The sequence below is a fragment of the Halorhabdus amylolytica genome (assembly GCF_004944975.1).
Classification (GTDB): domain Archaea; phylum Halobacteriota; class Halobacteria; order Halobacteriales; family Haloarculaceae; genus Halorhabdus; species Halorhabdus amylolytica.
Genome location: NZ_SPQG01000021.1, coordinates 1 through 24,010, shown reverse-complemented (window position 1 = coordinate 24,010; position 24,010 = coordinate 1). Strand labels below are relative to the sequence as shown.

The following is a 24,010-nucleotide window of genomic DNA, read 5'->3' as shown; positions in this document are numbered from 1 at the left end:
CTCACCCGACGGCGATCCTCTCTATCGGCATCCCTTCGGCATGTACAACTATTACAGACGCGGCCGTAGGTTCGACTGTGATGTACGATACCATTCTAGCTCCAACCGACGGCAGTGGTGAGACGAGCAAGACCCTGGAACATGCCGTCTCGATCGCCGCCGACAACGACGCCACGATCCACGGGCTGTACGTCCTCGACCGGCGGATGTACCTCGCCGCCGAGAAGGAGGCCCAAGAGGAGGTGATCGAATCCCTCGAGACGGACGGCGAGGCCGCGCTGGACCGCCTCCGGACACAGGTCGAGAAAGCGGAGGTCCCGGTCGTCACAGAACTCCGCAAGGGGATCCCGCACCGTGACATCCTCCGATACGCGGGGGACATCGACGCCGATCTGATCGTCATGGGAACCCACGGCCGGACCGGCCGCGACCGGATCGCTAACCTCGGCAGCGTCACCCAGCGGGTTGTCGAGAACGCCGATATCCCCGTCCTCGTCGTCGACATCGCCGACGAGTGAGGGTCATCCCGAACGTCGATGTGGGGGCTGCCGGGGAACCCACGTATTTGTATCGCGCTGGCGAACGGCCGTTCAATGACGTCACCGGTCGAACTCGTGGGACGATCACTGTCGGAAGAGGCCGGACAGGTCTTCGACGACCGAGTCGAGGAGCAGGCGGAGTATCTTCGGGAACGCGTTGCTACGGAGGATCTCGAGACTGAAGACTTCGCAATCGGCCTGGAGATGGAAGTTTATGCTGTCTCCACCGAAGGATCCGTTCCCAGTCTACGGGAGATACCCGACGCCGTCTACGGGGCCAGCGATCGGGTCAGCAAGGAACTCGGCCTGCACAACGCGGAGGTCAACACTGAACCAGTGGCCCTCCGGCCGGGCGGGTTCGAATCCCAGCGGATCGGGATCGAAACCGCACTCGAAGCGGCGGGAGACGCACTCGGCACGGATGCCGGGGTTGCCCTGGATGCGATGTGGACAGTCCCCCCCGAGGGCGGGAGCGAACCGTATCTTTCCGCCCACAGGATCCACGACGGCGTCACGCTGGCGACGAACATGCGCGCAGATCCGCGGTACTACGCAATCGACAACGAGGTGCTGGGACTTGTCGACGGGGCGGTCCCGATGAACGTTACCGGTACGTCCCGGACGTTCCCGACGATCCTCTTCGAGTCGCTGGCGACTTCGATCCAGCCGCATGTCCAGATCCCATCCGTCGGTGACTTTCCCGCGTACTACAACGCAGCGATCAGAACGCTCGGCCCGCTTCTCGCCCTGTCGAGCAACTCGCCGTTTCTGCCGCCTGACCTCAACGACGACGTGTCGGATCCCGGAAAGTTAGTGGCGGAGACGCCACACGAACTCCGGATCCCTGTCTTCGAACAGTCAGTCAACCATAGCGAGTATCCGAAGGTCCGGGTTCCCGACGACATCGAGGCGACCGCCGACGTGATCGATCAGGTCGTCGCGGACGACCGCTACGCGCCGTTTCTCAGCGAGTGGCTCGACGACGAGGGTGAGTCCGAGGAGTTCAGGGACGCGTTCCCCGAGTTCGAACACAAACGCGGGACCTACTGGCGGTGGGTGCGGGCGGTGATCGGCGGCGATCCGGTCGCTGGCGCCGGCGACGAACGCTCGATCCGGATCGAGTACCGCCCGCTGCCCACCCAACCCACCGTTCGTGACGTTGTCGCCCTCCAGGCGCTGACGGCCGGCCTGCTCCGTGGACTCGTCGCGTCAGGACACCCGATCACCGAACTGTCGGCCGAGGCCGCCCGGGAGAGTTTCTACGCGGCCGTCGAGGACGGCCCTGGCGCTGATCTCGCGTGGGTCCGCGTCGACGGCACACAGACATCCGATCCGAGCACGATATTCGGAGAGGTGTTCGAGTACGCCCGCTGTGGGCTCCGTAAACAGGGATTCGCGGACGGCCGGATCGACGAACTCCTCGGGCCGATCGAAGCACGCCGGGAGAGCCAAACGACGCCAAGTCGGTGGAAAAAAGACCGGGTCCGCGAGCATCTCGACGATGGTGACGACCTCGCCACGGCGATCAAATCCATGCAGCGCGAGTACATGGCACAGAGCCGGGGCACAGAGACCTTCGCCGAGTGGCTCTGATCAGATCGCGTACAGCGTCGTCGTCCAGAAGTCCCGGAAAGCGTCTCCGAGTGCCGGCTCCGGATCGCCGGTCGCGTCGACCGTCGCCGTCACGTCGGCATCCTCGTCCACCTCGTCGAGCACTGTCCGTTCACCGACAACGTAGAGCCGGTCCGTGGTGCGCTCTTGGAGTGCTACTCGGCACCGTTCGAGGTGATCGTCGATCCGCTCGTCGCGCAATCGTTCGAAGCGGGCCTGCGAGAATCCCCCCTTGGAATGATTTCGCCCGAGATCGCTGTCGAACCCGTGGAAAGCTACCCGTTCACGCCCCCGGTAGACACCCATGGCAAACAGGTCAGACCGGATCAGCGCCAGCGTGTATTCACCCTGTGGCTGGAAGGTCGATCGATCGACGCGGAACTCCTCATCCCAGGTGACGAACGGCTCTGGCGCGATCGGCGGTTCGAGCGCGACGCTGCACATTCCGGCGTCGTCGACGAAGACGTAACAGGGACTCACTCGCGAGACGAGTGCGGCCCGTTCGCCGAAGGCGTCACTGACGGGTGCCGGGAGTGAACCGTCGGCCACGTACGCCGAAAGCGCCCCTTCCTCGCCCGTCTCGAACGAGTCGAGTCGCGAGAGAACTACGTCGAGTCGCTCGCCCCGAAGTGTCTCTTCACGCCGGAAGTCGAGTCGACGTTCGCCGGACTGGAGGCGCTCGACGCGGTCTTCGAGTTCCGTGACGCGGTCCTGGAGGCGATTGACCTCGCGCTGGGCCTCCTGGCGCGCAGTGACGGCGTCGACCCGCCGTTGCGATTCCGCGTCGAGTTGTCGCTGTAAGTCCTCGTTCCGTTCCTCCAAGTCTTCGATACGTTCCCTGAGTTCAGTCTTCCCCAGGATGTCGTCGAGCATTACACCATGTCGACGAGCCGAACGGCTTAAATCCCGGCGGGCTCCGGTCGGTCGGCACCAGACAGCGAGAGTAACTGCTCGGCGCGATCGTCAGTCGCCAACAGTACCTCCCGTAGCGAGGGCGGGTGCTCGACTCCGGAGTCGCTCAAAATCACGGGCGGAACGGCGAGGGTGTCGGCGGGCACGGACTCCCCGCCCGTCACTGGGAAGTGCCGCGAACCGAGTTTCATCACGAGCGGCGGTCGCTCGCTGTCGCCGACGTCGTCGTACAGTTGCCGGCGAACGGCCCGGTGCTGTCGTTCGCACATCGCTGGCGCGTCACCCTCGTTCGGCTGGACGTACAGCCGACCCAGGTAGTAGGATCGCGAGAACTGTTCGAACATGCGATTCAATACCATGTGACACACCATGTAATATAAACCTTTGGCAGCAATCGGATCACTGTCGGGACGTTCCGACGAACGGGACGGCACTCTCTCGACCACCGACGCGAAATCGTGATTGATATCCATTTAGACGGATCGATAAACGCTCTTGGACTGTTTTGTGTCGTTTCATCGGTGAGTAAACGGTTCCGAACGGCCACTGGCGTTTTAGTGTGCCAGGGGCGTAGGAAATCCCATGCAGCCACGAGGTGCCTTCGTCGTCTCGCTGGTGGTTCTGTCGCTCGTCGCCGGGCCGGCGTTGACCTATGCGACGACCGGTGTCGATGGTGGATCGGCGGCGACAGGGGAGGCCAGTGTCACCCAGATAGAGGGGGAGAACGCGAGCGAAGGCACGTTCGGTAGTCGGATGAGCGCCTTCATGCAGTCGAGCGCGGCCACCGCGAACGACTCTATCGAGACCGGTATGTGGGTACGGAGCGTGGACGAGAACGCGTCGAAAGCCGCTCGACAGATCGAACGCCGGACCGAGCGTCTCGCGAACCGTCTCCAGCGACTCGAGGCGCGCCTCGATCGCCTACAGGGCCAGGGAGTCAACGTCAGTAATCCGGCCACCGCTGGAGAGGTCGCTCGCCTCACGACACGCGTTCGGAACCTCCAGCATTCGATCGACGAGACCGAACGCGTCGGTGATCGCGTCGGAGTCAACACGACGCGGCTCGAACGACTCCGCACAAACGCGGCGAACCTCTCGGGTCACGAGGTGGCCTCGATGGCCCGCAATCTCTCGCTCGGTCCACCGGCCGGTGTCCCGGGTGGCCCGCCTGCCAACGTGCGCGCCGGTCCGCCGGACAACAATGTGACCGGCCCCCCGGAGAACCGGTCGAGGGGACCACCGGGAAACGGCACGGCAGGTCCACCCAGTGACAAGACGGGACCACCGGACGATGACAAGACAGGATCATCGGACGATGACAAGACAGGATCATCGGACGATGACAAAACGGGACCACCGGACGATGACAAGACGGGACCACCGGACGATGACAAGACAGGGCCTCCGGACGATCGGCAAGGCAAGCAATCGGACGACGGCCCGGCGGACGGCTGATCGAAGGTCGACTCTTTCTCGGCAGTGCGTGGGATACACGTGATGGTCCTGTCGTGAGATGGCCGGCTTTCTATCGATCCTGACAGACAGAGTTATCAAGGAGAAGCGGTAACGTCACGTAAATGGAATCCGCCGAGTTGCTGGATCTTCTGGGGAACGCCAACCGGCGGCGCATCCTGCGGTTGCTGGCACGCAAACCGTGTTTCGTCACCGAGATCAGCGACTACCTCGGCGTGAGTCCGAAAGCGGTCATCGACCACCTCCGGCAACTCGAGGAGGCCGGACTGGTCGAGAGTCGGACCGACGAACGCCGTCGGAAGTACTTCTACATCTCACGGGGGTTCCGTCTGGAAGTCTCGGCATCGCCGTACGACTTCGGGACGAAGACTGCCTATCCGGCTAGTTCCGGTCTGGATATCACCGCGACGAAGTACCTCTCGATCGACATCGATCCGGACGGGGCCTCTGACCTCTCGGAACTCGCCGTCGAGTTACGCCGGTTGCGGCGCCTCCAGAACGAACTCTCGCTCGCCCAGCGGTGGGTGCAGGGTCGCATGACGGACGTCATGGAACGGATCGGCGACGAGATCGAGGAGGGCGAACGGCGTCTCTACGTCGAGGTCATGAGCGTACTCGCCGACGGGCCGACCGATGTCGAGAAGGTTTCCCGCGAAGTCGAGGTCCCGCCCTCGGTGGTCGAGGACGTCATCGAAACCTTACAATCCCGCGACGTTGTCGAACAGACTGACGACGGGTGGACACTCGCAGTTTGATCGTCTCAGACCTCACGGGTCATGCCCGACCGCAGATCCCGGCCGAAGTAATGGCCGGCCAGTGCCGCGAGGAGACCGCTCCCCGCGCCAAAGACGACCAACAGCTGACTCCCGCCAACCAGTGTGACGACCAGGAACTCGGTGAGCGTCCCGAGCGCCGCCGTCGCCGCGCCGGCCAGGCCGAGTTCGAGATACCGGCGCTGGCCTCCGAGGGCACCGAACGCGAACGCGACAGCGAAGACTCCACCCAGGGCGGCTACCGAGCCGAAAAAGGGGATCACCAATCCGAACGCGACGGCCCCGACGACGGTCGCGATCAGCCCGAAGAGGAACGACCGCAACGAGAATATCGAACCCAGCCGTCCCCGGAGTCGATCCAGCCGGCCGTCGGCCTCGGTCGGGGCGTCACTGTGGCGATCACCCTCATCGAGTTCCGACAGAGCATCGAGATCCACTCCAGTGGACCGCTCACGCGTTCGTTCCTCGGTACGCTCGGCCATACGTGACCTGGGCGTTCCAGCCACATGGACTTTTCCCGCCCGGGAAAGATGGTTTTACGTCAACTGACCCGGTATCGGCGAGTACATGAACCCAGGAGATCGTGTGCGGGTCGATCGTGAGGACCGGTCCGTCGAGGGGGTCGTCCTCCCCTCCTCGAGTGAGGAGACGATCGTGGTGAAACTCCCGAGTGGATACAACGTCGGCGTCGATCGCAGCGGTACAGAGACGACCGTCCTCGAATCGGACGTCTACGACATCGAACCGGGAGAGACAAGCGAGCAGTCGGCCGTCGAGTTCGACGAGGACCTCCCGACGATCTCGTTGATCTCGACCGGAGGAACCATCGCCTCGACTGTCGACTACCGGACCGGCGCTGTCACCGCCCAGTTCGACGCCGAGGATGTCCTGCGGGCCGTCCCGGAACTCGCTGGTCTGGCGAACTATCGGGGCCGCGTCGTCGCGAACATCCTCTCAGAGAACATGACCCCGGACGTCTGGGTGGACCTGGCGCGGGCCATCCACGAGGAGATCGAGGCCGGTGCGGACGGCGTCGTCGTCATGCATGGGACGGACACCATGGCGTTCTCCGCCAGCGCCATCTCTTTCATGCTCGAGACTCCAGTGCCGATCGTCTTCACCGGCAGCCAGCGTTCCGCCGATCGCCCGTCTAGCGACAACGTGATGAACGCCGTCTGTGCGGTCGAGGCGGCCAAGAGCGACGCCGCGGAGGTCATGGTCTGTATGCACGCGACCGAGAGCGACGACGTCTGTGCGCTCCATCGCGGGACGCGCGCCCGCAAGAACCACACCTCCCGCCGGGACGCCTTCGAGACGATCGGTCGGGAGCCGCTGGGCGAAGTCGAGTACGACAGTCGGGAGATAACGTTCCGCCGGGATCACGCGGAGCGTGGTGAGGCGGATCTGGAACTGCGGGAGGACCTGGAAACCGACGTCGATCTCGTGAAGTTCGTTCCCGGTGGGGAACCGACGATGCTCGATCCCGTCGAGGGATCGGCGGGTGTCGTGATCGAAGGGACCGGCCTGGGTCACGTCAACACGGACTGGATCGACCGGATCGACGGCCTCGTCGAGGACGGCACGACAGTCGTGATGACCAGCCAGTGTCTCGACGGTCGCGTCTGCGATCGCGTCTACGACACCGGCCGCGATCTGCTGGACGCTGGCGTAATCGAGGGCGAGGACATGCTCCCAGGGACGGCGATGGTCAAGCTGATGTGGGTCCTCAAGAACCGTGAGGACCCCGCGAGCGCCATGCGCGAACCGCTAGCCGGGGAGATTACCGAGCGGTCGGTCCCCTGGGACTGAGATCCCGACTACGACTGTCGATCCCGCCCGCGAACCGGTCTTTGGCTCACCCGCCACTGACTGGCGGGAACAACGCCAGTTCGTCCCCTTCTTCGATCTCGCGTTCCGAAGCGAGCGGCTCGTCGACGTCCGTCCCCTCGTGAAGCGTTCGGACGTGCTCGTAGACCGAACCGTCCTCGTCGCGAGCCTCCTCGGCGACGGTGGGATACTCCTCGAAGAGAGCCTCCAGCGCATCAGCGACAGTCGCCCCCTTCGAGACGCCGATGACTACTTCGTTGTCGTCGGCCGCTTCGCCCAACGTCGCAAAGAGCCGCCAGGTAACGTCCATATCCGACGTGGGGGACGCAGACGGAATGAACGTTCCGGGCCGGATTCACTCTCGATCACGATCGGTGAGGTCGTCGTCCGCGTCAGTCAGATCGTCACGATCGGTGAGGTCGTCGTCCGCGTCAGTCGGATCGTCACGATCGGTGAGGTCCTCCATGTCGGTCAGATCATCCATCTCTGAGAGGTCCTCGAAGGCACCCTCGGACGAGGGCTCGTGCTGGTCGATATCTTCGGACGTCCACTCGTCAGTCTGATCCGTTTCCCCGTCGGGGGATACCCCGAACTCCCCCGTAGACCTCTGTCCCGCATCGTGCTCCTCAAAGCCCCCGGAGGGGTCCTCTCCTGCCCGTTCCTGGCTATCTTCGGACGGCTCCTCGTCAACCTCCCCGGTCTCCTCCCCCTCGATGGTACTTTCCGCCGTCCGTTCTGGATCGTCCTCAAGCGATGGTTCGTCTGTCCGTTCCGGGTCGACCGCCGACGCTTCCTCGGACGTTCCATCGTCGGTGACACTGGTTGTTTCATCACCGGAGAGGTCACTCGGTGACTCGTCACCGTGACTGTCCTGATCGGGTGCAGTCGCTGACGGATCGCGGCCTGGCTCGGCTCCTGGCGGGATAGTGCTCGAAGCTCGCTCGTCCACTCCGTGGGTCGCGTCCGCCGCTGATTCGATCCGGCGGATCGTTTCCGGTCGGGCGATCACGTACAGCGAGTCCCCGGCCGCAAGGACGCGATCGCGTTCGGGAAGCGCCTCGATCCGATCCTCCGGACCGCCGGCATGGACGGCGACGACTGTCACGTCCAGTGCCCCGATGGGAGTACCCACGAGGGGACTCCCCTCTCTCACCTCGACGACCCCGAGCGTCTCGTCGGCCGCCCGGAGCAGTTCCGTCAGCTCCCGATCGGCCCGTTCTTCGACGGGTAACGTGACGAGTTTGTATCGCTCGTCGGTATCGATCTTCGACGCGTCGGCCGCGTCGATCGCGATCGTAACGATCTCCCCGGCGGTCCCTCTGACCTCGGCGTTGAGCAGCCGCGTCTGCGGATCGCGAGTCCACACCTGCACGAGGTCGCCAGCACTGGCCGCGTGGGCAGGGTCGGCCCGGATTGCCATCGCCGCACTTTCGGGCGGCAATGACGGGCCGATCCCCGCCGCCCGGGATCCGAGTCCGAGGTGTGTGACGGTTCCATCGGTATCGAGTTCGAGGTCGACGTGGCCGACGCGGTAGTCCTCCCGCAGACGACGGGCCAGGCGGTCGCGCAACTCCTCGACGGTGAGCCCGCGCGGGAAGACGAAGGTCTTTCCCTCAAGGGTTGCCTTCGTGTCAGGATCGACTGGATCGTACCCCGGAACGTCGTCGATCTCTGTGGGCAACTCGACGGTAATGACGCGACCGACGGCTCTGACGACGCGGCCGAGAGACTCGTCGACGGCGACCGGGCCAGTCTCCCCGAGTACAGTGCGGGCCAACCGATCGCCGACGGCGATTCCGACGAGGGCCGCGACGGTCCCGGAGAAGAGAGCGATCACGTTGAACAGCGCGACCCGGACGCTCAGCACGGCCTCGCCCCCCATGACCTGCCCGAGTGCGGTAGTCGCGTTCAGGTACAGCGCGACGACTGCCACCCCGAGCAGGACCGCCGGGGGGTTCGAGACCCGCTCGCGGGCGTACCACCGGAAGGCGATTGCGACGGCGCCCGCGACCGCCGCCGCGAGGACGGCAAGCCCACCGATCTGGGCGGCCGCGTCTAGTAGTCTGGCCGTCACTCCGGACATCTGGAGTATCGTCACCGAAGCGACCTCGACCGATATCTCGACGGGAGCGATCATGCGACCACCTTCCCGAGTTCGTCCAGCGCGTCCCGGGTCCCGACAGCGTACAGTTCCGTCCCGGGTTCGAGTTCCCACGTTCCTGGCGGATCGAACTGCCAGCCGCCCCCGTCCCTGACTGCGAGGACGACGACGCCGAACCGTTCCCGGAGGCCGGCAGTGCCGAGGGTTTCGCCTGCGAGTTCGCCCCCGGCGCGGACAGTCACCCGACGGAACCGCTTGCCAGCCCGCCGGAGCAGCGAGATGAGCGCGTACTCCCGGCGGGTTCCCCGCGCCTCGACGATGATCGTCGCTCGATCCGAGCGCAACAGCGCCTCGGCGTCAGTCCGCCCGACTGCGACCGTCACCTGGCCGTCGCCGCCCGTCGTCGTCGGTGCCCTGACCGGTGGCGGCTCCTGTCCCCCCTCGATCGACGCGTCAGGTTCGTCTCCCGACACCGTTGACGGTGGCGTGGAGCCGTCGCTGCGGGTCGATCTGGCGCTCAGAACTGTTCCACGTACTTGTGTGTCTACTGTCATGACAGTCGCCACATCCCCGCGTGCGAGACCGGTCGGGACGAACGCGTCGACCGAGACCGCACGCTTGCCGGACTCGACCCGTTTCGACAGGCCCGAGAACGGCGGCGCGGCGGCGACGGTCGCCCGCCCGCGCTCGTCGATCGAGACCGAGACATCGCCGAGTTCGTACTCGTTGGTGAGTCGTTCGGCCAGCCGGATTTCCAGCTCCGGCAAGTCGAGGTCGGCCGGGAACGTCCACTCGCCGGTTCGGATCTGCTCGCGCAGCCCCTCGGGCAGCGGTGGATATCCCTCGACATCGGCCACTTCGCCGGTCACCCGGACCCGGACCTCGTTGCTCCCGACCGACTCGATCAGGTCCAACGACAGGGTCCGCTCGCCGAGTTTCCGGAGGGATAACTTCCGTGGTGTGGTCGCCCCGAGTTGATCGCCCTTGCTGTGGGCGTAAAGCACCATCATCATGATGACCAGCAGGGCGACGACGACCGACGGCGCGTTCGCCGAGCCCGTGATCGAAGGGTCCGCCAGCGCGAGCAGGCCGCCGTTGACCCCTGCCAGGGCGACGCCGAGGACGACGACACCGAACCCCGGGAGCGTGACGCCGGTGAGATACTTGAACAGGAACCCCAGAACCCAGGCGACCAGGGCGGGGATGATCCCCGTGAGGATCCCGAGGTAGACGCCGAACAGCAGCGCAACCGGCAACGATGGCATATTCGAACCGACCGCGGCCAGTTTGAAATCAGTACCGGCCGCCCTGTTTCGTTCCGAGGAGTGTTCCCGTCATGGTTCACTGGCCAGGACGTCCCGGCAGACTTTACTCCCGGCCCGCGGAGTACCCTGGTATGGACGAGGTTCGGGACTGGATCGGCCCGAAGCCGGCGATCTACCTGACGACCGCCGTGGCGCTTCTCTCGGTCGCGACGGGACTGGTCAACGTGGGCGCACAGTCGATCTCCGGGCCGCTCGCGTCGTTCATCCCCCCCGCAGTCCAGCGGACGGCCGGCTTCACCAGTGCGTTGACGGGGTTTCTCATGCTCGCGTCGGCCTTCGGTCTCAGACGCCGCCTCCGTGGGGCGTGGTTCTCCACTGTCGTTCTGTTGCCGGTGACCGCCGTCCAGGGACTCGTCCAGACGAACGTCGCCTCGGTCCCGCTGATCGCCCTCTCGGTGCTCTCGCTGCCGACTGTCCTGTTGAGTTACGGCCGCTTCGACCGGCGGATCGACCTCTCGACGGCACAGCTTGCCGCGCTGGTGGCGCTAATCGGCACGATGGCCTACGGGACGATCGGAACCTACGCGCTACGCGAGGAGTTCGGCGGCGTGGAGACGCTCACCGACGCGCTGTACTACACCGTCGTGACTGCCTCGACGGTCGGCTACGGTGACGTGATCCCGGCGAGCGGGGACGGCGCGCGGTTGTTCGCCCTGTCGGTGGTCGTCCTCGGCACGGCGTCGTTCGCGCTCGCGCTCGGCTCGCTGATCGGCCCAATGATCCAAGCCCGCTTCGCCAAAGCACTCGGTACCATGACCCGTTCACAACTCGACCAGCTCGAGAATCACGTCCTCGTGCTGGGTTACGGCGACCTCACGGAACCGATCCTCGAAGAACTCCAGTCGACGGTGGATTTCATCGTCGTCACACCGGACGACGACGCCGCGACCGCACTCGGCAAGCGCGACATCAACGCGATCGTCGGCGATCCTAGCGACGACGAACCCCTACAACGGGCCGGTATCGACCGTGCCCGCGCGGTGCTCGTGGCGACCAACGACGACGCCCAGGACGCCCTCGCCATCCTGACTGCCAGCCAGCTCAATCCCGACGCCCGGATCGTCGCCGCCGCGACCGATCGGGAGAACATCGAGAAGCTCCGCCGGGCCGGCGCGGATTCGGTCATCAGTCCGGCGGTCATCGGCGGGCACCTCCTCGTTCAGTCGGCAATGGGTGGGGAAGGGATGGAGGCGATCGCCGATCGAATCCTCGCTGTCGAGGAAGAAGACGACATGTGAGTGGCTCTATCCCTGTTCGAAGTTTCGATCGACGATCGCCACGTCGGTCTCGACGTCGGCAAGTCGCTCGAACGTCGGCGGCGAGACGAACCGCGAGGCGCCGCTACGGTCCTGGCTCGCACCGATTATCACGAGGTCGTAGGCTGGTGCGTTCTCGGCGAGGAACTCCTGAAGGTCGGCAGCAGCGACGCGCGTCTCCAGGCGCCCGGTCGCCGTCTCGACGAGATCGGCCAGCATCTCCTCGGCCTTGCGGCGCCGGGACTGGTGGTCGACACAGTGACAGACACTGACGTGACCTGTCTGACCCGCCAGGCGCGTCGCAAAGTCGATCATGCTGTGGGCGACCCCGCCGGCCCTGCGGACGGGAACCATGACGCGCTTCCAGCGCGTCCGGCCGTCCCGTGAGCGGTGTACGATAACGTCTACGTCACCGCCGAACAGCTGACGGATCGTCGGCGAGAGCCCACCGTATCGCTCGGCATACGGGATCGCGATCAGATCACAGTTGGCCTCGTGGGCCGCTTGCAAGATCGTCGCGGCGGCGGAGTCGCCGTCGACCGCGACGGCAACGTCGGTCGGGACACCGACTTTCGTCTCAATGCGGTCGGCCGCCGCTTCCAGACGGTTCGCGACCGTCGAGACCGCCTGTCCCGTGGCAACGTCGTCCAGTTCCGCCTCGTCGAACGCTCCGGCTTCCCGGATCGCCTCGCGATCGACCCCCGACATCCGGGATTCGCCGGTCACACTGCTCTGGGCGTCGAGCAGCTCCCGTTCGGCACGGGCGACCGCTTCGTCGTCGACCACGTCGAGCAGGACGACTTTGCCGGCGTCATGAGCGGCCGCCAGGCGGGCCCCCAGCATCGCAGTCGCGTCCGCTCGGTCGCCCGTCATCGGCACGAGAACGTGATCGTCGCCACGGATAGACTCGTAGAGCAATGCCGCACGTTTCTCGTAGAAGCCTTCCCTCCAGACGAGGAAGACGCTGGCGACAAGCAGCGAAGAGAGAGTGACGCTCAGGACGTAGCCGAGCTGGGTCGTCCCGGTGACGTGAACGAGCAGCGCGGTGGAATAGGCAGAGGGTTCCTGGAGGTCGAGCGTCCACGTCACTACGCCGGTCAAGAAGAGACCAAACGCGACTGCGCCGGCGTTGACGGTGTATTGGCCCGGCGGGATGTGCTGCCAGTAGCGCGTCACGAAGGCGAGCGCGAACCAGCCACACAGCGCGCCGACGCTTAGTCCGCCGACGAACCGTCGCGGCGAGGCCTTCTCTCCTTCCGGATCCGAGAACAACGTGTACGTCCCCGACGCCAGGGGTGGGAACAGCAGATACGGCAGCGCGTCGACTGTGTTCGACAACGCTGTCACGACCCCCATCAACAGCGGGATGACGACGAGAATCGTCAGATGCAACAGGTTCTGGGTGTGCTCGACCCAGCGGCGGAACGCCGCGATCCGATGTTCGAGGCGACGTTCGAGCCGTCGATACGCCTTCTCGACCGGATTCGACATCTCTGGACCGTCGTCGGATTGGAGCGTAAAAACTCACACGGTTCGGCCGGGAGAGTGGACCGACCACCATGTCCACGCCGCGCGAATCACTTTCTGTCGTCAGTGGTGATCGGACCGGGCTCTACCCGAGGAAGAATAACACGAAGTTGTTCGTCGCCGGTCCAAGGCCGAACGCGGCTACGAAGGTTAGCAAGAGGCTCCCTGCAGCGGGACGTTCGTCGACGATATCCGCGACAGCGGCAACCACGAGCGTGGCGACGATCACTTTGATTACCACGAACAGCCAGCCGCTGCCGAGATACGCCGCGGTCGGAAGGTCGCCCGCGAACGCCATGATCGCCGCCGGGAGCGGGGTGCGCTCGGACGCCCCGAGCACGTCGTAACCGATCGCAGTGATCACGCCGTCGAAGACGTGCGCGAAGACGACTGCGGCGCCCGCCAGTCCGGTCTGGGCGACCACGCTCGTCCACCGGATACTCAACAGGAAGTACGCCACGGCGGTGATCGGCACTGCGAGCACTAACCCGACGATCGGCCACGTCGGCGAGAGGCCGATCTCCAGACCCTGCCAGACCATCGCGGTCAGGAACACGACCAGCACTCCGAGACCGGTAATCCCCAGATGCAGGTGCGTGCGGTCGAGGGCCCCCCCGATCGCCCCCACGAAGATGAGCACCAGCCAGACGATCCCGACGACGACGTAAAGCGTGACGTACACTGCGGGCGCCGAGAACAGCGGCGCGACCCACTCCGGATACAGTCCCGGCGGACTGGTGACCGCCGGCGGGACAGTAATCTGATAGAACGCGTGAGTGATACCGCCGACCGCGATCCAGGGGGAGAAGGCGAAGACGTGGTTTTTCGTCACCGGCGGCTCAAGCCCCCATAGTAGCAACGTTGTGAGAAGGGAACCGAGTCCTAGCGCCACCAGATACGGGACATCCGGAACGACGAATCCACTCGGTAAGACCATATATTTCGACACTGAGCCATATGTGGAAAAGCTTCCGGTCACTCTGCCCAACGGCGTCAGACGTCTCCAGTCTGTTCGGCAACTGCGACAACCGTTGTGCCGAAGGACACGTCTCCCTCAGTTGGGATCACACGTCTCCAGTCCGTTCGGCAACTGCGACCGCGACGGGTCCCCGAGTACGGTGGAGTTATATGGGTGCCTGCCGCCCCTCCGGGGGAGGACAATGCCATACGACGACGTCCCCTCGCGGATCGAACACACCGTCCTCGGGCCGGAGACGACGCCGGAGGACGTCATCGCGGTGCTCGATGTCGCGATCCAATACGGCACTGGCGCCCGCGTCCCGCCCTGTTACGTCTCGCTGGCCGACAGCTACGCGCCGGGAGTCAGACTAGCGACGGTGATCGGCTTCCCTCACGGACAACACGACCCGTCGATGAAGGCCGCCGAGGCCGAGCGTGCCGGGGCGGACGGCGCGGACGAACTCGAAGTCGTCCCGAACGTCGGTCGCCTGAAGGCCGAAGAGGACGACGGAGTGGGCGAAGACATCGCCGAGGTGATCGCCGCGACGTCGCTCCCGGTGACGGTGACCGTGGAGGCTCCGCTGTTGAGCGACGGCGAAGTTGACCGGATCGCAAAGCTCGCGGCCGACGCCGGCGCCGAGTACCTCGGGACGGTTACTGGATTCAACGGCGGTGAAACCACACCTGAAAATGTGAAACAAATTTCACGATATCTCCCGGTGAAAGCCAGTGGGGACGTCGACTCCTGGGAACAGGCAAAGGCGATGTTCGACGCCGGTGCCTCGCGAATCGGCACGTCGAGTGGCGACGGCATCGTCGAAGAATACCGCCACTCCCGGTCCTGATCGCTCGAAGAACCGCGACAACGGTCCGACGGCGAGTGACCGGGAACATAGGGTCGGTTCCGTGGACACTGAAGACGTTTCAACGCGAAGGATGTGTCCGGACTGATTCTTTGACAGACGAGTGTCAAAAATGGAATCGTTCAGGTCACCGTCGCTCGGCTCCAGGATTCGATGACCCGGTCAACGGACTTCTTCGACCAGATCGGCGACCTCATCGGGCGTTTCGGCGACGGGAACCCCGGCGTTCTCCAGCGCCTGGATCTTGCTCTCGGCGGTGCCAGTGCCGCTGCCGGAGACGATCGCACCGGCGTGGCCCATGCGTTTACCCGGCGGGGCGGTCCGACCGGCGATGAACCCGACCACCGGCGTATCCATGTATTCGGCGATGTAACGGGCAGCCTCCTCCTCGTCCTCGCCGCCGATCTCGCCGCACATGACGACGGCTTCCGTGTCGGGATCTGCTTCGAACAGTTCCAGGGCGTCGATAAACCCCGTTCCGATGATTGGATCGCCGCCGATGCCGACTGCCGTCGACTGGCCGATCCCCCGCTGTGTGAGACTATCGACGATCTGGTACGTGAGCGTCCCCGACCGGGAGATCAGCCCGACTTCGCCGGACTCGAAGATGTTGCCAGGCAAGATACCGAGTTTCGTTTCGCCGGGGGTGATGATCCCCGGACAGTTCGGCCCGATGAGGTGTGTGTCCGTGCGCCGGAGTTGTTCGTATACCTCGCTGACGTCCTGAGTCGGGATCCCCTCGGTGATTGCGACCACGACGTCCAGGGGTGCGTCCAGCGCCTCGAAGAGCGCGTCCGCAGCGAAAGCGGGCGGGACGAACACGACAGAGGCGTCGGCCTCGGCCTCGCGGGCGGCCTGATTCACTGTGTCGTAGACCGGTACTCCGTGGACCTCCTGACCGCCCTTGCCCGGGACCGCGCCGGCGACGACGTTCGTCCCGTACTCGATCATCTGCTCGGCGTGGAACTCGCCCTCGCCGCCGGTGATCCCCTGGACGATGACGCGGGTATCCTCGTCTACGAGGACGCTCATTCGAACCACCCCGTGGTGAGAATGAGGGTATCAGTCGCAGTCGACCGAGCGATGCGAGTGTCGAATCGTGCGATAGAACTCATGCTGTTACCTCCTGAGCGTCGGCGACGGCACGCTGAACCGCTTCCTCCAGGGTTCCTTGGACGGTCACGAGGTCGGTGTTGAGTATCTCCATGCCTTCCGCGCTGTTGGTGCCCGCCAGCCGGACAGTCACGGGGTTAGGGATCTCCTCGAACTCCGCTAAGGCCTCGTTGATGCCGCGGGCGACCTCGTCGCCGCGAGTGATCCCACCGAAGATGTTGAACACGACGCTGTCGACGTTGTCGTCGGCGAAGACGACCTCCAGGGCGTTGCGGACACGGCCGGCCTTCGCGCCGCCGCCGATGTCCAGGAAGTTCGCGGGCGACCCGCCGTAGTGATCGACCATGTCCAGGGTCGTCATCACGAGGCCTGCGCCGTTGCCGATGACCCCGACGTTACCGTCCAGACGGACGTAGTCGAAGCCGTACTCGCCCGCCATCGTCTCCAGGTCGTCACCACCTGTCTCGCCCTGCAGTTGGGCGATCTCGGACTGGCGGAACAGGGCGTCGTCGTCGACGTTGAAGACTGCGTCGGCGGCGATCACCTCTCCCTCGTCGGTGATCATCACGGGGTTGATCTCGGCGTCGCTGCCGTCCTTCTCGTCCCAGAGGTCGTACAGCGTCGAGAGGATCGACGCGACGTCGCCAGCGATCTCGCGGTCGACACCCGCGTCGTAGACGGCCTTGCGGGCCTGATAGGGATGGAGACCGAAAGCGGGGTCGACGTGTTCCCGAGCGATAGCGTCGGGGTCCTCGGCTGCGACCTCCTCGATGTTGACTCCGCCTTTCGTCGAGACCATGGCAACGGGCTTGCCGGCGCCGCGGTCCATCGTCACGCCGACGTACAGTTCGTTGACGAAATCGACAGCGGCCTCGACGAGGACCCGATCGACCTCGTATCCCTTCAGGTTCATACCGATGATCTCCCCGGCCGCCGCGCGAGCCTCCTCGGCGTCGTCGGCGAGTTTGATCCCGCCAGCCTTCCCGCGCCCGCCGACGTGGACCTGCGCTTTGATCGCGACGGGATAGCCGATCGACTCGGCCGCCTCAGTGGCCTCCTCGACAGTCGACGCCAGTTCCGACTTGGGGGTCGGAATCCCGGCGTCGGCGAAGACGCGTTTGGCCTGGTACTCGTGTAGTCGCATGTATCCACCGTGCGGGGCGGGGATGCATTAAATCCCGCTTTTCGCTACCGTTTCCCAAACTTCCGGCCGATCCTGCCGGTTGAGGGAGTCGGGACGGCAGTGACTGGGAAGACCGGTGATCGCAACGAGAAAGACGGTGATCGCAACGAGAAAACCGGCTGGTCGCTGACCAGGACGTCGGTTCCGAAGCGACGAGGAAGCAGGTCACAGCTCGACGCTACCGGGGATGAGACTGCAGGTCCGCAGGAGGCGGCCGTCGCCGTCGTAGACCAGTAACGTCCGCTTCTCGACCGACCAGATGTCTTTCCCGCCCCCGATCTCGATGCAGTACCGACCGTCGTCGTTCTCGGCCGCCGAGACGATGTCGGTGACGACCTCGGCGTCGGCGTCCATCTCACAGACGAACGCACCTGTGAAGCGGTCGGAGATCCCCAGTACTCCCCGCTGTTCGTCGCGCAACCGGTAGGCGACATCCACGTCCTCGGCGCCCCGACGATCGCCCCCGGGCGTCGAAAGACGATCGTGAAGCGACTCGGTCGGCCCGTCGTAGGTAATCTCGATGGTCGGTGGCTGGCCAGTAGCGGTCGGATCCGGAATGGCATTCAGGCTGAAGTGTTCGCGCTTCATCCGGTGATCGATGGTATGTGTTCTATTGGCATGAAGGTGACGGCGACGGAGGGAACGGCCGCCAGCAATGAGTCTCTTCCGTCACCCTGCGAAGTGTCCGGCCACCGACTGGAATCCCGATTTTGCGACCGGTCGACGACGATTCGCCCACTGTTTCGATAGCGTTCTCGTCGGTGATTATCGGCCGTTCGAATTTAAGTGCCTGGACTCGCAATCCGCAACACGAAACAGACACGGACCGGTCGTGTCCCGGGTGATTCAGGATGGCAGACACCACCGAGACCGTCGCGGAGGAGGAGTCGTCGGGAGCGAAGCGTTCGGACGGGACCGGCCGGCTGACCGGTGTGCGAGACTGGCTCGGCAGGATCACTCGGGTACTCGCCGGGTCGCGGGTGCCACTGGATCGCTACGATCCGGCGCGACACGGTCGCCTTGTGTCCTTCGATGGACGCCCGGAGATGGAAGAGATCGAACGCTACTGGCTGAACGCGCCGTACGCCTTCGCGTCGATCAATCACGACCCCGAGCAGGACGAACACCACTACTACGTCGCCGAACCGGACCTCGATACGTTCCAGCGGGACCTGCTCGAACGCCTCTTCGAGGATGTCCGTGGACCGCTGCTGTACCGCGACGACATCGACGAGGACCCCGAGACCGCCATCCTCGCGGAACTACGGGCACGTTTAGAAGAGTACGGCGTCGACGTCGGTCCCGAGACGGTTCACCGGCTGTTCTACTACCTCTATCGGGAGTTCCAGGGCTATGGCAAGATCGATCCGCTGATGCACGACCCCGCGATCGAGGACATCTCCTGTGACGGGACCGGCCTGCCGATCTTTGCCTACCACGATCGCTATACCGACATCGAGACGAACGTCTCCTTCTCCGCCGAGGAACTCGAAGACGCGGTGATCCAGCTGGCCCAGCGCTCGGGTCGGCACATCAGCGTCGCTGACCCGATGGTCTCGACGACGCTTCCCGACGGTTCGCGGATCGAACTCGCACTGGGAACGGAAGTGACCCCACACGGCTCGGCGTTCACCATCCGGAAGTATGCCGAGGATCCCTTCACGCCGATCGACCTCCTGGAGTACGGCACCTTCAGCCTGGAGATGCTCGCGTACCTCTGGCTGGCGATCGAGCACAACAAGTCACTGCTGTTTGCCGGCGGGACGGCGGCCGGGAAGACGACCTCGATGAACGCCGTGTCGATGTTCATCCCGCCGCGGGCGAAGGTTCTCACTATCGAGGACACCCGCGAGCTGTCGCTGTATCACGACAACTGGCTCTCGAGTGTCACCCGCGAACGCTTCGACGAGGACGACATCACGATGTACGACCTGCTGCGGTCGGCGCTGCGTCACCGCCCGGAGTACATCGTCGTCGGCGAGGTGCGCGGCCAGGAGGCGATCACGCTCTTTCAGGCGATGAACACCGGCCACACGACCTTCTCGACGATGCACGCCGACTCCGTCCAGACGGTCATCAATCGCTTAGAGAACGAACCCATCAACGTCCCGCGCCAGATGGTCCAAAGTCTCGACGTGCTCGCGGTCCAGGTCCTGGCCCGCCGAGGCGACGAGCGCGTCCGGCGCGCGAAAGTGCTGGCGGAGATCGAAGGGATCGACCAGCGGACTGGCGAACTCGACTACGCCAATGTCTACGAGTGGAACCCCACCGGGGACGCCTTCGCCGAACACGGGTCCTCGTTGCTCGAGGAGATCCGTGACGAACGGGGCTGGAGCCAGGCACAACTGCTCTCGGAACTCCGTGACCGCCAGCGGTTCCTCACCGCTCTCAGAGAGGAAGGTGTCACGGACTATCGCCGGTTCACCGCCCACGTCAACAGGTACTACGCCGATAAGGAAGCCGCCCTCGAGTTACTTGATGCCGAGGTGAGCGTCGCCTGATATGAACCCCGCAGGGCTGGGACCGCTGATCGTTGCACTCGCCGTCGCCGCGACAGTCGTACTGACGCGTCTCAGTCCGCGTCTGGATCGATTGTTCACTCGGATTTCCCGGCGATACTTCAGCCGGTACGTCGAACCCTCGCCTGCGAGACAGCGTCGCCTGGAGGCGGCCTACGTAGGGACGACCTATCGCGTCTACGCCGCCAAGACGTACCTCTATACGGCGCTTGCGGCGCTGATCGGCGGGGTCGTCGGGGTTTACGCCCTCGGCGGCGCGTTACTAGCGTTGCCGACCGTTCTGGCTCTGCTCGCCGACCTTCCCTCGGTCATGGGGGACGTCCTCGGTCGGCGGGACTTCGAAATCCTCCTCGCACCCGGACAGCTGACCTTCTTTTTGACGGTCGGCGGCGTGGTGGTAGGTCTCACCGCGGCGGGCCTTACCTACGTCGCCCGCTGGCAACTCCCGGCCAGCCACGCCGAGGTACGTCGGCGCGGGATCAACGAAGCACTCCCCCGAACGGTCGCGTTCACCTACGCACTGGCCCGCGGCGGACTGGCCTTCCCCGAGGTGATGCGAGCACTCGGTCGCAACCAGGATATCTACGGAGACACAGCCGACGAGATCGGGGTCGCCGTCCGGGAGATGGACCTGTTCGGACGGGACATGCTCTCGGCCGTCCGGCGGATGGCCTACCGCTCGCCGAGTGACTCCTTTCGGACGTTCGGCGAGAACCTGGCGAGCGTGCTCGCCAGTGGCCAGCGGATCCCCGCTTTCCTCGAAGACCAGTACGAGCGCTTCCAGGAGGAGGCCGAGCAACGCCAGGCCGAAGTCCTGGAGTTGCTCGCCACGATCGCAGAGGCCTACGTCACCGTGCTGGTCGCAGGTATACTCTTCCTGTTCACCATCCTGCTCGTCTTCGGGTTGACGATCACCGACACGCTCCCGATCCTCCAGATGCTGGCGTACCTGATCGTCCCCCTCGCAAACGCCCTGTTCGTCGTCTATCTGGACGGGAAACTCGCGGAACTCGGGATCGCACGTGAAAGCGGCCTGACCGCCCTCGAACGTGGGGACGACCGGAGTACCACCGCGCCCGAAACGCCGACCGCCAGCACTGACGGTGGGGTCTCCGCGCGGTCCGTGACCGGGCACGCTCAACTCCGACTCTACGATCGCCTCGAGCGGATCAAACGCATCGCAACCCGTCCCGTCCAGACGGTCCTCTGGAACCCGACGCGGATCTTCTATCTCACGGTCCCGATCGCGCTGGCGTGGGTCGCCCTGCGCGGGCCGGCGACTGTCACCGAGTACGGGTTCAACCTCCGGCTCGCGGACGACGTGATCGTCCAGGTGACGATTTTCCTCGTCGGGACTTACGCGATCATCCGAGAAATGCACACCCGCCACATCGATCGCATCGAGGCCGCCACGCCCGAACTCTTAGAACGGCTCGCCAGCCTCAACGAGGCGGGGATGTCTTTCGTCGAGAGCCTCGATCGCGTCCGGGACACCGATCTCGGCGTGCTGACCGACGAGGTCGACCGTATCTGGACTGACATCTCCTTGGGAGCCAACGCGACGGACGCACTCCGGCGGTTCGGCCGCCGGATCCACACGATAGCGATCGCCCGGGTAGTCACGCTGTTGACCAACGCGATGCGAGCCAGTGGACAACTGGGGCCAGTGTTGCGGATCGCCGCCAGGCAGGCCCGCTCGGACCTCCGGATGCGCCGGGAACGCCGCCAGCAGATGTTCACCTATCTGGTCGTCATCTACGTCTCCTTTCTCGTGTTCCTGGTCATCATCTTCGCCGTCGAGGAAGTGCTCGTCCCGAGTCTCCCCGACGACGTGCCGGTGCCGGAATCAAACCGATTGGGCGTCGATGTCTCCGCATTCGCCCGTCTGGGATCGGTCAACAAACCCGCCTACACGCTGATCTTCTTACACGCGGCGCTCATCCAGGGTGCGCTCTCGGGGTTCGTCGCGGGACAACTCGGCGAGGGAACCCTCCGTGACGGCGCGAAACACGCCGCGATCCTGCTGACGATCGCCTATCTCGCGATCGTGCTCGTCGCCTCGCCGGTCGCCTCCCTGTCCTTCGGGGACCAGGGTGTCCTCGAACGCACGGTCACGGTCGATTCGGTCTCGACGTCCGAAGGTGGATTCGTCGTGATCCACGAGGGCTCGGCGGATGGACCGGTCGTCGGTCACTCGGCGTACCTTCCGCCGGGGCAATACGACGAAGTCAGGATCGAGCTGGATCGGGCGATAACGGACCGGATCACCCTCGTCGCCGTCCCGTACCTCGATCCCAACGGCGACGAGCAACTCACCGTCGACGACGGAGACCGCGATCGGCCATACACCTCCGGCGGCACCGTCTCGGTCGAAGCGACGGTCCAACCGCTCGAAACGGCGTCCTGAGCGTGGTCACCTCGCCCCCTCGCGTGTCCTCTCGGTCGGTCGAGGTGGTCGTTTGCTCCCATCCACACGGAAACAAGATCGCGACTGGATCCAGAACCCTCGACTCGAAGACAACGTTTCATACGGACTGCTGTAACTGTTTACCGGTACGATCGCCCGAGTGCGGGCGGTCGATACCGAAATGACTTACAGCAGTCCGTATCAGAGTGTGGGACGTACACCCGTTGGCGATTCGATTGGGAACGTTTTAGCCGACTGTTGACCGCTAGTCGACAATGAGCTATACGATCGGACTCGTGGGCAAGCCCTCCGTCGGGAAGTCCACGTTCTTCAACGCAGCGACGATGAACGACGTGCCTGAAGGGGCCTATCCGTTCACGACGATCGACCCCTCAGTCGGCGAAGCCTACGTCCGCGTCGAGTGTGCGGCCCCCGAGTTCGACCACACCTGCACCCCGAACCACGGGTACTGTGCCGACGGCGTCCGCTTCGTGCCGACCAAACTGGTCGACGTTGCCGGGCTCGTCCCCGGCGCTCACGAGGGCAAGGGACTCGGCAATCAATTCCTCTCGGATCTGAACGAGGCGGACGTGCTCGTCCACGTCGTCGATTTCACTGGCGAGACGGATCTAGAAGGGGAGCCGACGACGGATCACGACCCACGCGAGGATATCGACTTCCTGGAGAACGAACTCGACGAATGGTACCTCGACATCTTCGAGAAGGGCATCGAGCGATACCGATCGGGCTACAACGGGGACGACGGCGATATCGAAGTCGATCTGGCCGAACAGCTCTCGGCCTTTGGCATCGGCGACGACGAGATCAAGCAAGTCATTCTCGGCGAGGGACTCGAACTCGATCCCGAAACGTGGGACGAGACAGACCGTGAAGCCCTGGCCCGCGAGATCAGGATGCGGACCAAGCCGATGGTCATCGCGGCGAACAAGATGGACACCGAGGCCGCACAGGACAACTGGGAAGCGGTGACATCGGATCCCGACTACGACCACCTGACGTTCGTTCCCGTTTCGGCCCACGCCGAGAAAGCGCTGAAGAACGGCGACGAACAGGGCGTCCTCGACTATCGTCCCGGCGATGAAGATTTCGAGGTGACGGCTGATCTCCCTGCGGAAAAGGCCGCTGGGCTCGAAGAGATCCGCGAGTTCATTGGAGCATACGGCGGGACGGGCGTCCAGAACGTCATCGAAACGGCGCTGTTCGACGTGCTGGGTGCGATCGCCGTCTTCCCCGGCTCTGGAGCCCCAAAGGACGACGGGACGTTCCTGCAGGACTGTTTCGTCCTCCCCGACGGCTCGACGGCCGAGGACTTCGCGTACTTCCTGCATACGGACATCGGCGAGGGCTTTCTCCACGCCCACGACGTCCGCTCGGAACGCCAGGTCGGCGCGGGGACGGAACTCGATCACCGTGACGTCCTCGAGATCACGACGACAAACTAGCTTGACTGGGGAAACAGACGGCGCTGTCAGTGTCGTACCAGGGTGTCATAGAACGGTTGGCGTACCCCTCTTCTGATTTCGCGAATCGCTCAATACAGACAAAGGGCCTTGTTTAGACGCCAGCGTTCAGCGGTCTGCCCCCTCGATCGCGCGTTCGA

21 protein-coding genes are annotated in these 24,010 nt (G+C 64.5%); 10 read left to right on the top strand and 11 right to left on the bottom strand.

The annotated features are described in order from the left end of the window. The first annotated feature begins 80 nt into the window (after window positions 1-80). Window positions 81-518, top strand: a complete 438-nt coding sequence (locus tag E3374_RS16380; protein ID WP_136690032.1) for a universal stress protein — start codon at window positions 81-83, stop codon at window positions 516-518. Window positions 519-593: 75 nt separating this feature from the next. Further along, the gene (locus E3374_RS16375) at window positions 594-2,132 is read left to right on the top strand and encodes a hypothetical protein (RefSeq protein WP_136690031.1); all 1,539 of its coding nucleotides are present in this window, start codon (window positions 594-596) and stop codon (window positions 2,130-2,132) included. Here E3374_RS16375 and E3374_RS16370 read toward each other — a convergent pair whose 3' ends face one another. Next, the gene (locus tag E3374_RS16370) at window positions 2,133-3,023 is read right to left on the bottom strand and encodes a Vms1/Ankzf1 family peptidyl-tRNA hydrolase (protein WP_136690030.1); all 891 of its coding nucleotides are present in this window, start codon (window positions 3,021-3,023) and stop codon (window positions 2,133-2,135) included. It abuts the gene before it with no gap. A gap of 26 nt (window positions 3,024-3,049) precedes the next feature. After that, window positions 3,050-3,406: a DUF5802 family protein gene (locus E3374_RS16365; protein WP_136690045.1), complete on the bottom strand. Its 357-nt coding sequence runs from the start codon at window positions 3,404-3,406 to the stop codon at window positions 3,050-3,052. Between the two features lie 238 nt (window positions 3,407-3,644). Between E3374_RS16365 and E3374_RS16360 the strand changes: the two genes are divergently transcribed. Together E3374_RS16360 and E3374_RS16355 are read left to right on the top strand one after the other, a co-directional pair. After that, complete coding sequence (locus E3374_RS16360; RefSeq protein WP_136690029.1) at window positions 3,645-4,517, top strand: hypothetical protein; 873 nt, start codon at window positions 3,645-3,647, stop codon at window positions 4,515-4,517. A 122-nt stretch (window positions 4,518-4,639) separates the two neighbouring features. After that, window positions 4,640-5,290: an ArsR/SmtB family transcription factor gene (locus tag E3374_RS16355; protein ID WP_136690028.1), complete on the top strand. Its 651-nt coding sequence runs from the start codon at window positions 4,640-4,642 to the stop codon at window positions 5,288-5,290. Between the two features lie 5 nt (window positions 5,291-5,295). On the opposite strand, the gene E3374_RS16350 is transcribed toward E3374_RS16355, so the two are convergent. Then, the gene (locus tag E3374_RS16350; RefSeq protein ID WP_136690027.1) at window positions 5,296-5,790 is read right to left on the bottom strand and encodes a hypothetical protein; all 495 of its coding nucleotides are present in this window, start codon (window positions 5,788-5,790) and stop codon (window positions 5,296-5,298) included. Between the two features lie 85 nt (window positions 5,791-5,875). Between E3374_RS16350 and gatD the strand changes: the two genes are divergently transcribed. Further along, window positions 5,876-7,117 (top strand): Glu-tRNA(Gln) amidotransferase subunit GatD, encoded by a 1,242-nt coding sequence (gatD, locus tag E3374_RS16345; protein ID WP_136690026.1) that lies wholly within the window; start codon window positions 5,876-5,878, stop codon window positions 7,115-7,117. A 46-nt stretch (window positions 7,118-7,163) separates the two neighbouring features. On the opposite strand, the gene E3374_RS16340 is transcribed toward gatD, so the two are convergent. From E3374_RS16340 to E3374_RS16330, 3 genes are read right to left on the bottom strand one after another with little or no spacing between them, the layout of a single operon-like run. Beyond that, a complete protein-coding gene (locus E3374_RS16340; RefSeq protein WP_136690025.1) occupies window positions 7,164-7,445 on the bottom strand; it encodes a ubiquitin-like small modifier protein 1 in 282 nt (93 codons plus the stop codon). A 45-nt stretch (window positions 7,446-7,490) separates the two neighbouring features. Then, complete coding sequence (locus tag E3374_RS16335) at window positions 7,491-9,272, bottom strand: TrkA C-terminal domain-containing protein (RefSeq protein ID WP_211195001.1); 1,782 nt, start codon at window positions 9,270-9,272, stop codon at window positions 7,491-7,493. Continuing rightward, window positions 9,269-10,501, bottom strand: a complete 1,233-nt coding sequence (locus E3374_RS16330) for a potassium channel family protein (protein WP_136690024.1) — start codon at window positions 10,499-10,501, stop codon at window positions 9,269-9,271. Before E3374_RS16330 ends, E3374_RS16335 begins: the two co-directional genes overlap by 4 nt. 131 nt (window positions 10,502-10,632) lie before the next feature. On the opposite strand from E3374_RS16330, the gene E3374_RS16325 reads away from it, so the two are divergent. Then, window positions 10,633-11,799 (top strand): NAD-binding protein, encoded by a 1,167-nt coding sequence (locus E3374_RS16325; protein WP_136690023.1) that lies wholly within the window; start codon window positions 10,633-10,635, stop codon window positions 11,797-11,799. Window positions 11,800-11,805: 6 nt separating this feature from the next. Here the strand turns inward: E3374_RS16325 and E3374_RS16320 are convergent, their stop codons facing one another. Together E3374_RS16320 and E3374_RS16315 are read right to left on the bottom strand one after the other, a co-directional pair. Continuing rightward, the gene (locus E3374_RS16320; protein ID WP_136690022.1) at window positions 11,806-13,308 is read right to left on the bottom strand and encodes an HPP family protein; all 1,503 of its coding nucleotides are present in this window, start codon (window positions 13,306-13,308) and stop codon (window positions 11,806-11,808) included. Window positions 13,309-13,429: 121 nt separating this feature from the next. Beyond that, entirely contained in the window at window positions 13,430-14,281 is an 852-nt protein-coding gene (locus tag E3374_RS16315) for a DUF63 family protein (protein ID WP_136690021.1), read from the bottom strand. 223 nt (window positions 14,282-14,504) lie between these two features. Here E3374_RS16315 and deoC point away from each other — a divergent pair, with 223 nt between their 5' ends. Then, window positions 14,505-15,149, top strand: coding sequence for a deoxyribose-phosphate aldolase (deoC, locus tag E3374_RS16310; protein WP_136690020.1), 645 nt, complete (start codon window positions 14,505-14,507; stop codon window positions 15,147-15,149). A 180-nt stretch (window positions 15,150-15,329) separates the two neighbouring features. On the opposite strand, the gene sucD is transcribed toward deoC, so the two are convergent. The 3 genes from sucD to E3374_RS16295 all read right to left on the bottom strand — a co-directional run bounded on the left by sucD (window position 15,330) and on the right by E3374_RS16295 (window position 18,051). Next, window positions 15,330-16,199: a succinate--CoA ligase subunit alpha gene (gene sucD, locus E3374_RS16305; protein ID WP_136690019.1), complete on the bottom strand. Its 870-nt coding sequence runs from the start codon at window positions 16,197-16,199 to the stop codon at window positions 15,330-15,332. A 79-nt stretch (window positions 16,200-16,278) separates the two neighbouring features. Then, on the bottom strand, window positions 16,279-17,424 hold the full coding sequence (gene sucC / locus E3374_RS16300) for an ADP-forming succinate--CoA ligase subunit beta (RefSeq protein WP_136690018.1): 1,146 nt from the start codon (window positions 17,422-17,424) through the stop codon (window positions 16,279-16,281). A gap of 204 nt (window positions 17,425-17,628) precedes the next feature. Then, window positions 17,629-18,051, bottom strand: a complete 423-nt coding sequence (locus E3374_RS16295) for a DUF5793 family protein (RefSeq protein WP_136690017.1) — start codon at window positions 18,049-18,051, stop codon at window positions 17,629-17,631. 263 nt (window positions 18,052-18,314) lie between these two features. On the opposite strand from E3374_RS16295, the gene E3374_RS16290 reads away from it, so the two are divergent. From E3374_RS16290 to E3374_RS16280, 3 genes are all read left to right on the top strand, one after another. Next, window positions 18,315-19,964 (top strand): type II/IV secretion system ATPase subunit, encoded by a 1,650-nt coding sequence (locus E3374_RS16290; protein ID WP_136690016.1) that lies wholly within the window; start codon window positions 18,315-18,317, stop codon window positions 19,962-19,964. Window position 19,965: 1 nt separating this feature from the next. Then, the gene (locus tag E3374_RS16285; protein ID WP_136690015.1) at window positions 19,966-22,389 is read left to right on the top strand and encodes a type II secretion system F family protein; all 2,424 of its coding nucleotides are present in this window, start codon (window positions 19,966-19,968) and stop codon (window positions 22,387-22,389) included. 275 nt (window positions 22,390-22,664) lie between these two features. Next, window positions 22,665-23,852: a redox-regulated ATPase YchF gene (locus E3374_RS16280; protein ID WP_136690014.1), complete on the top strand. Its 1,188-nt coding sequence runs from the start codon at window positions 22,665-22,667 to the stop codon at window positions 23,850-23,852. The last annotated feature ends 158 nt before the right edge of the window (window positions 23,853-24,010 follow it).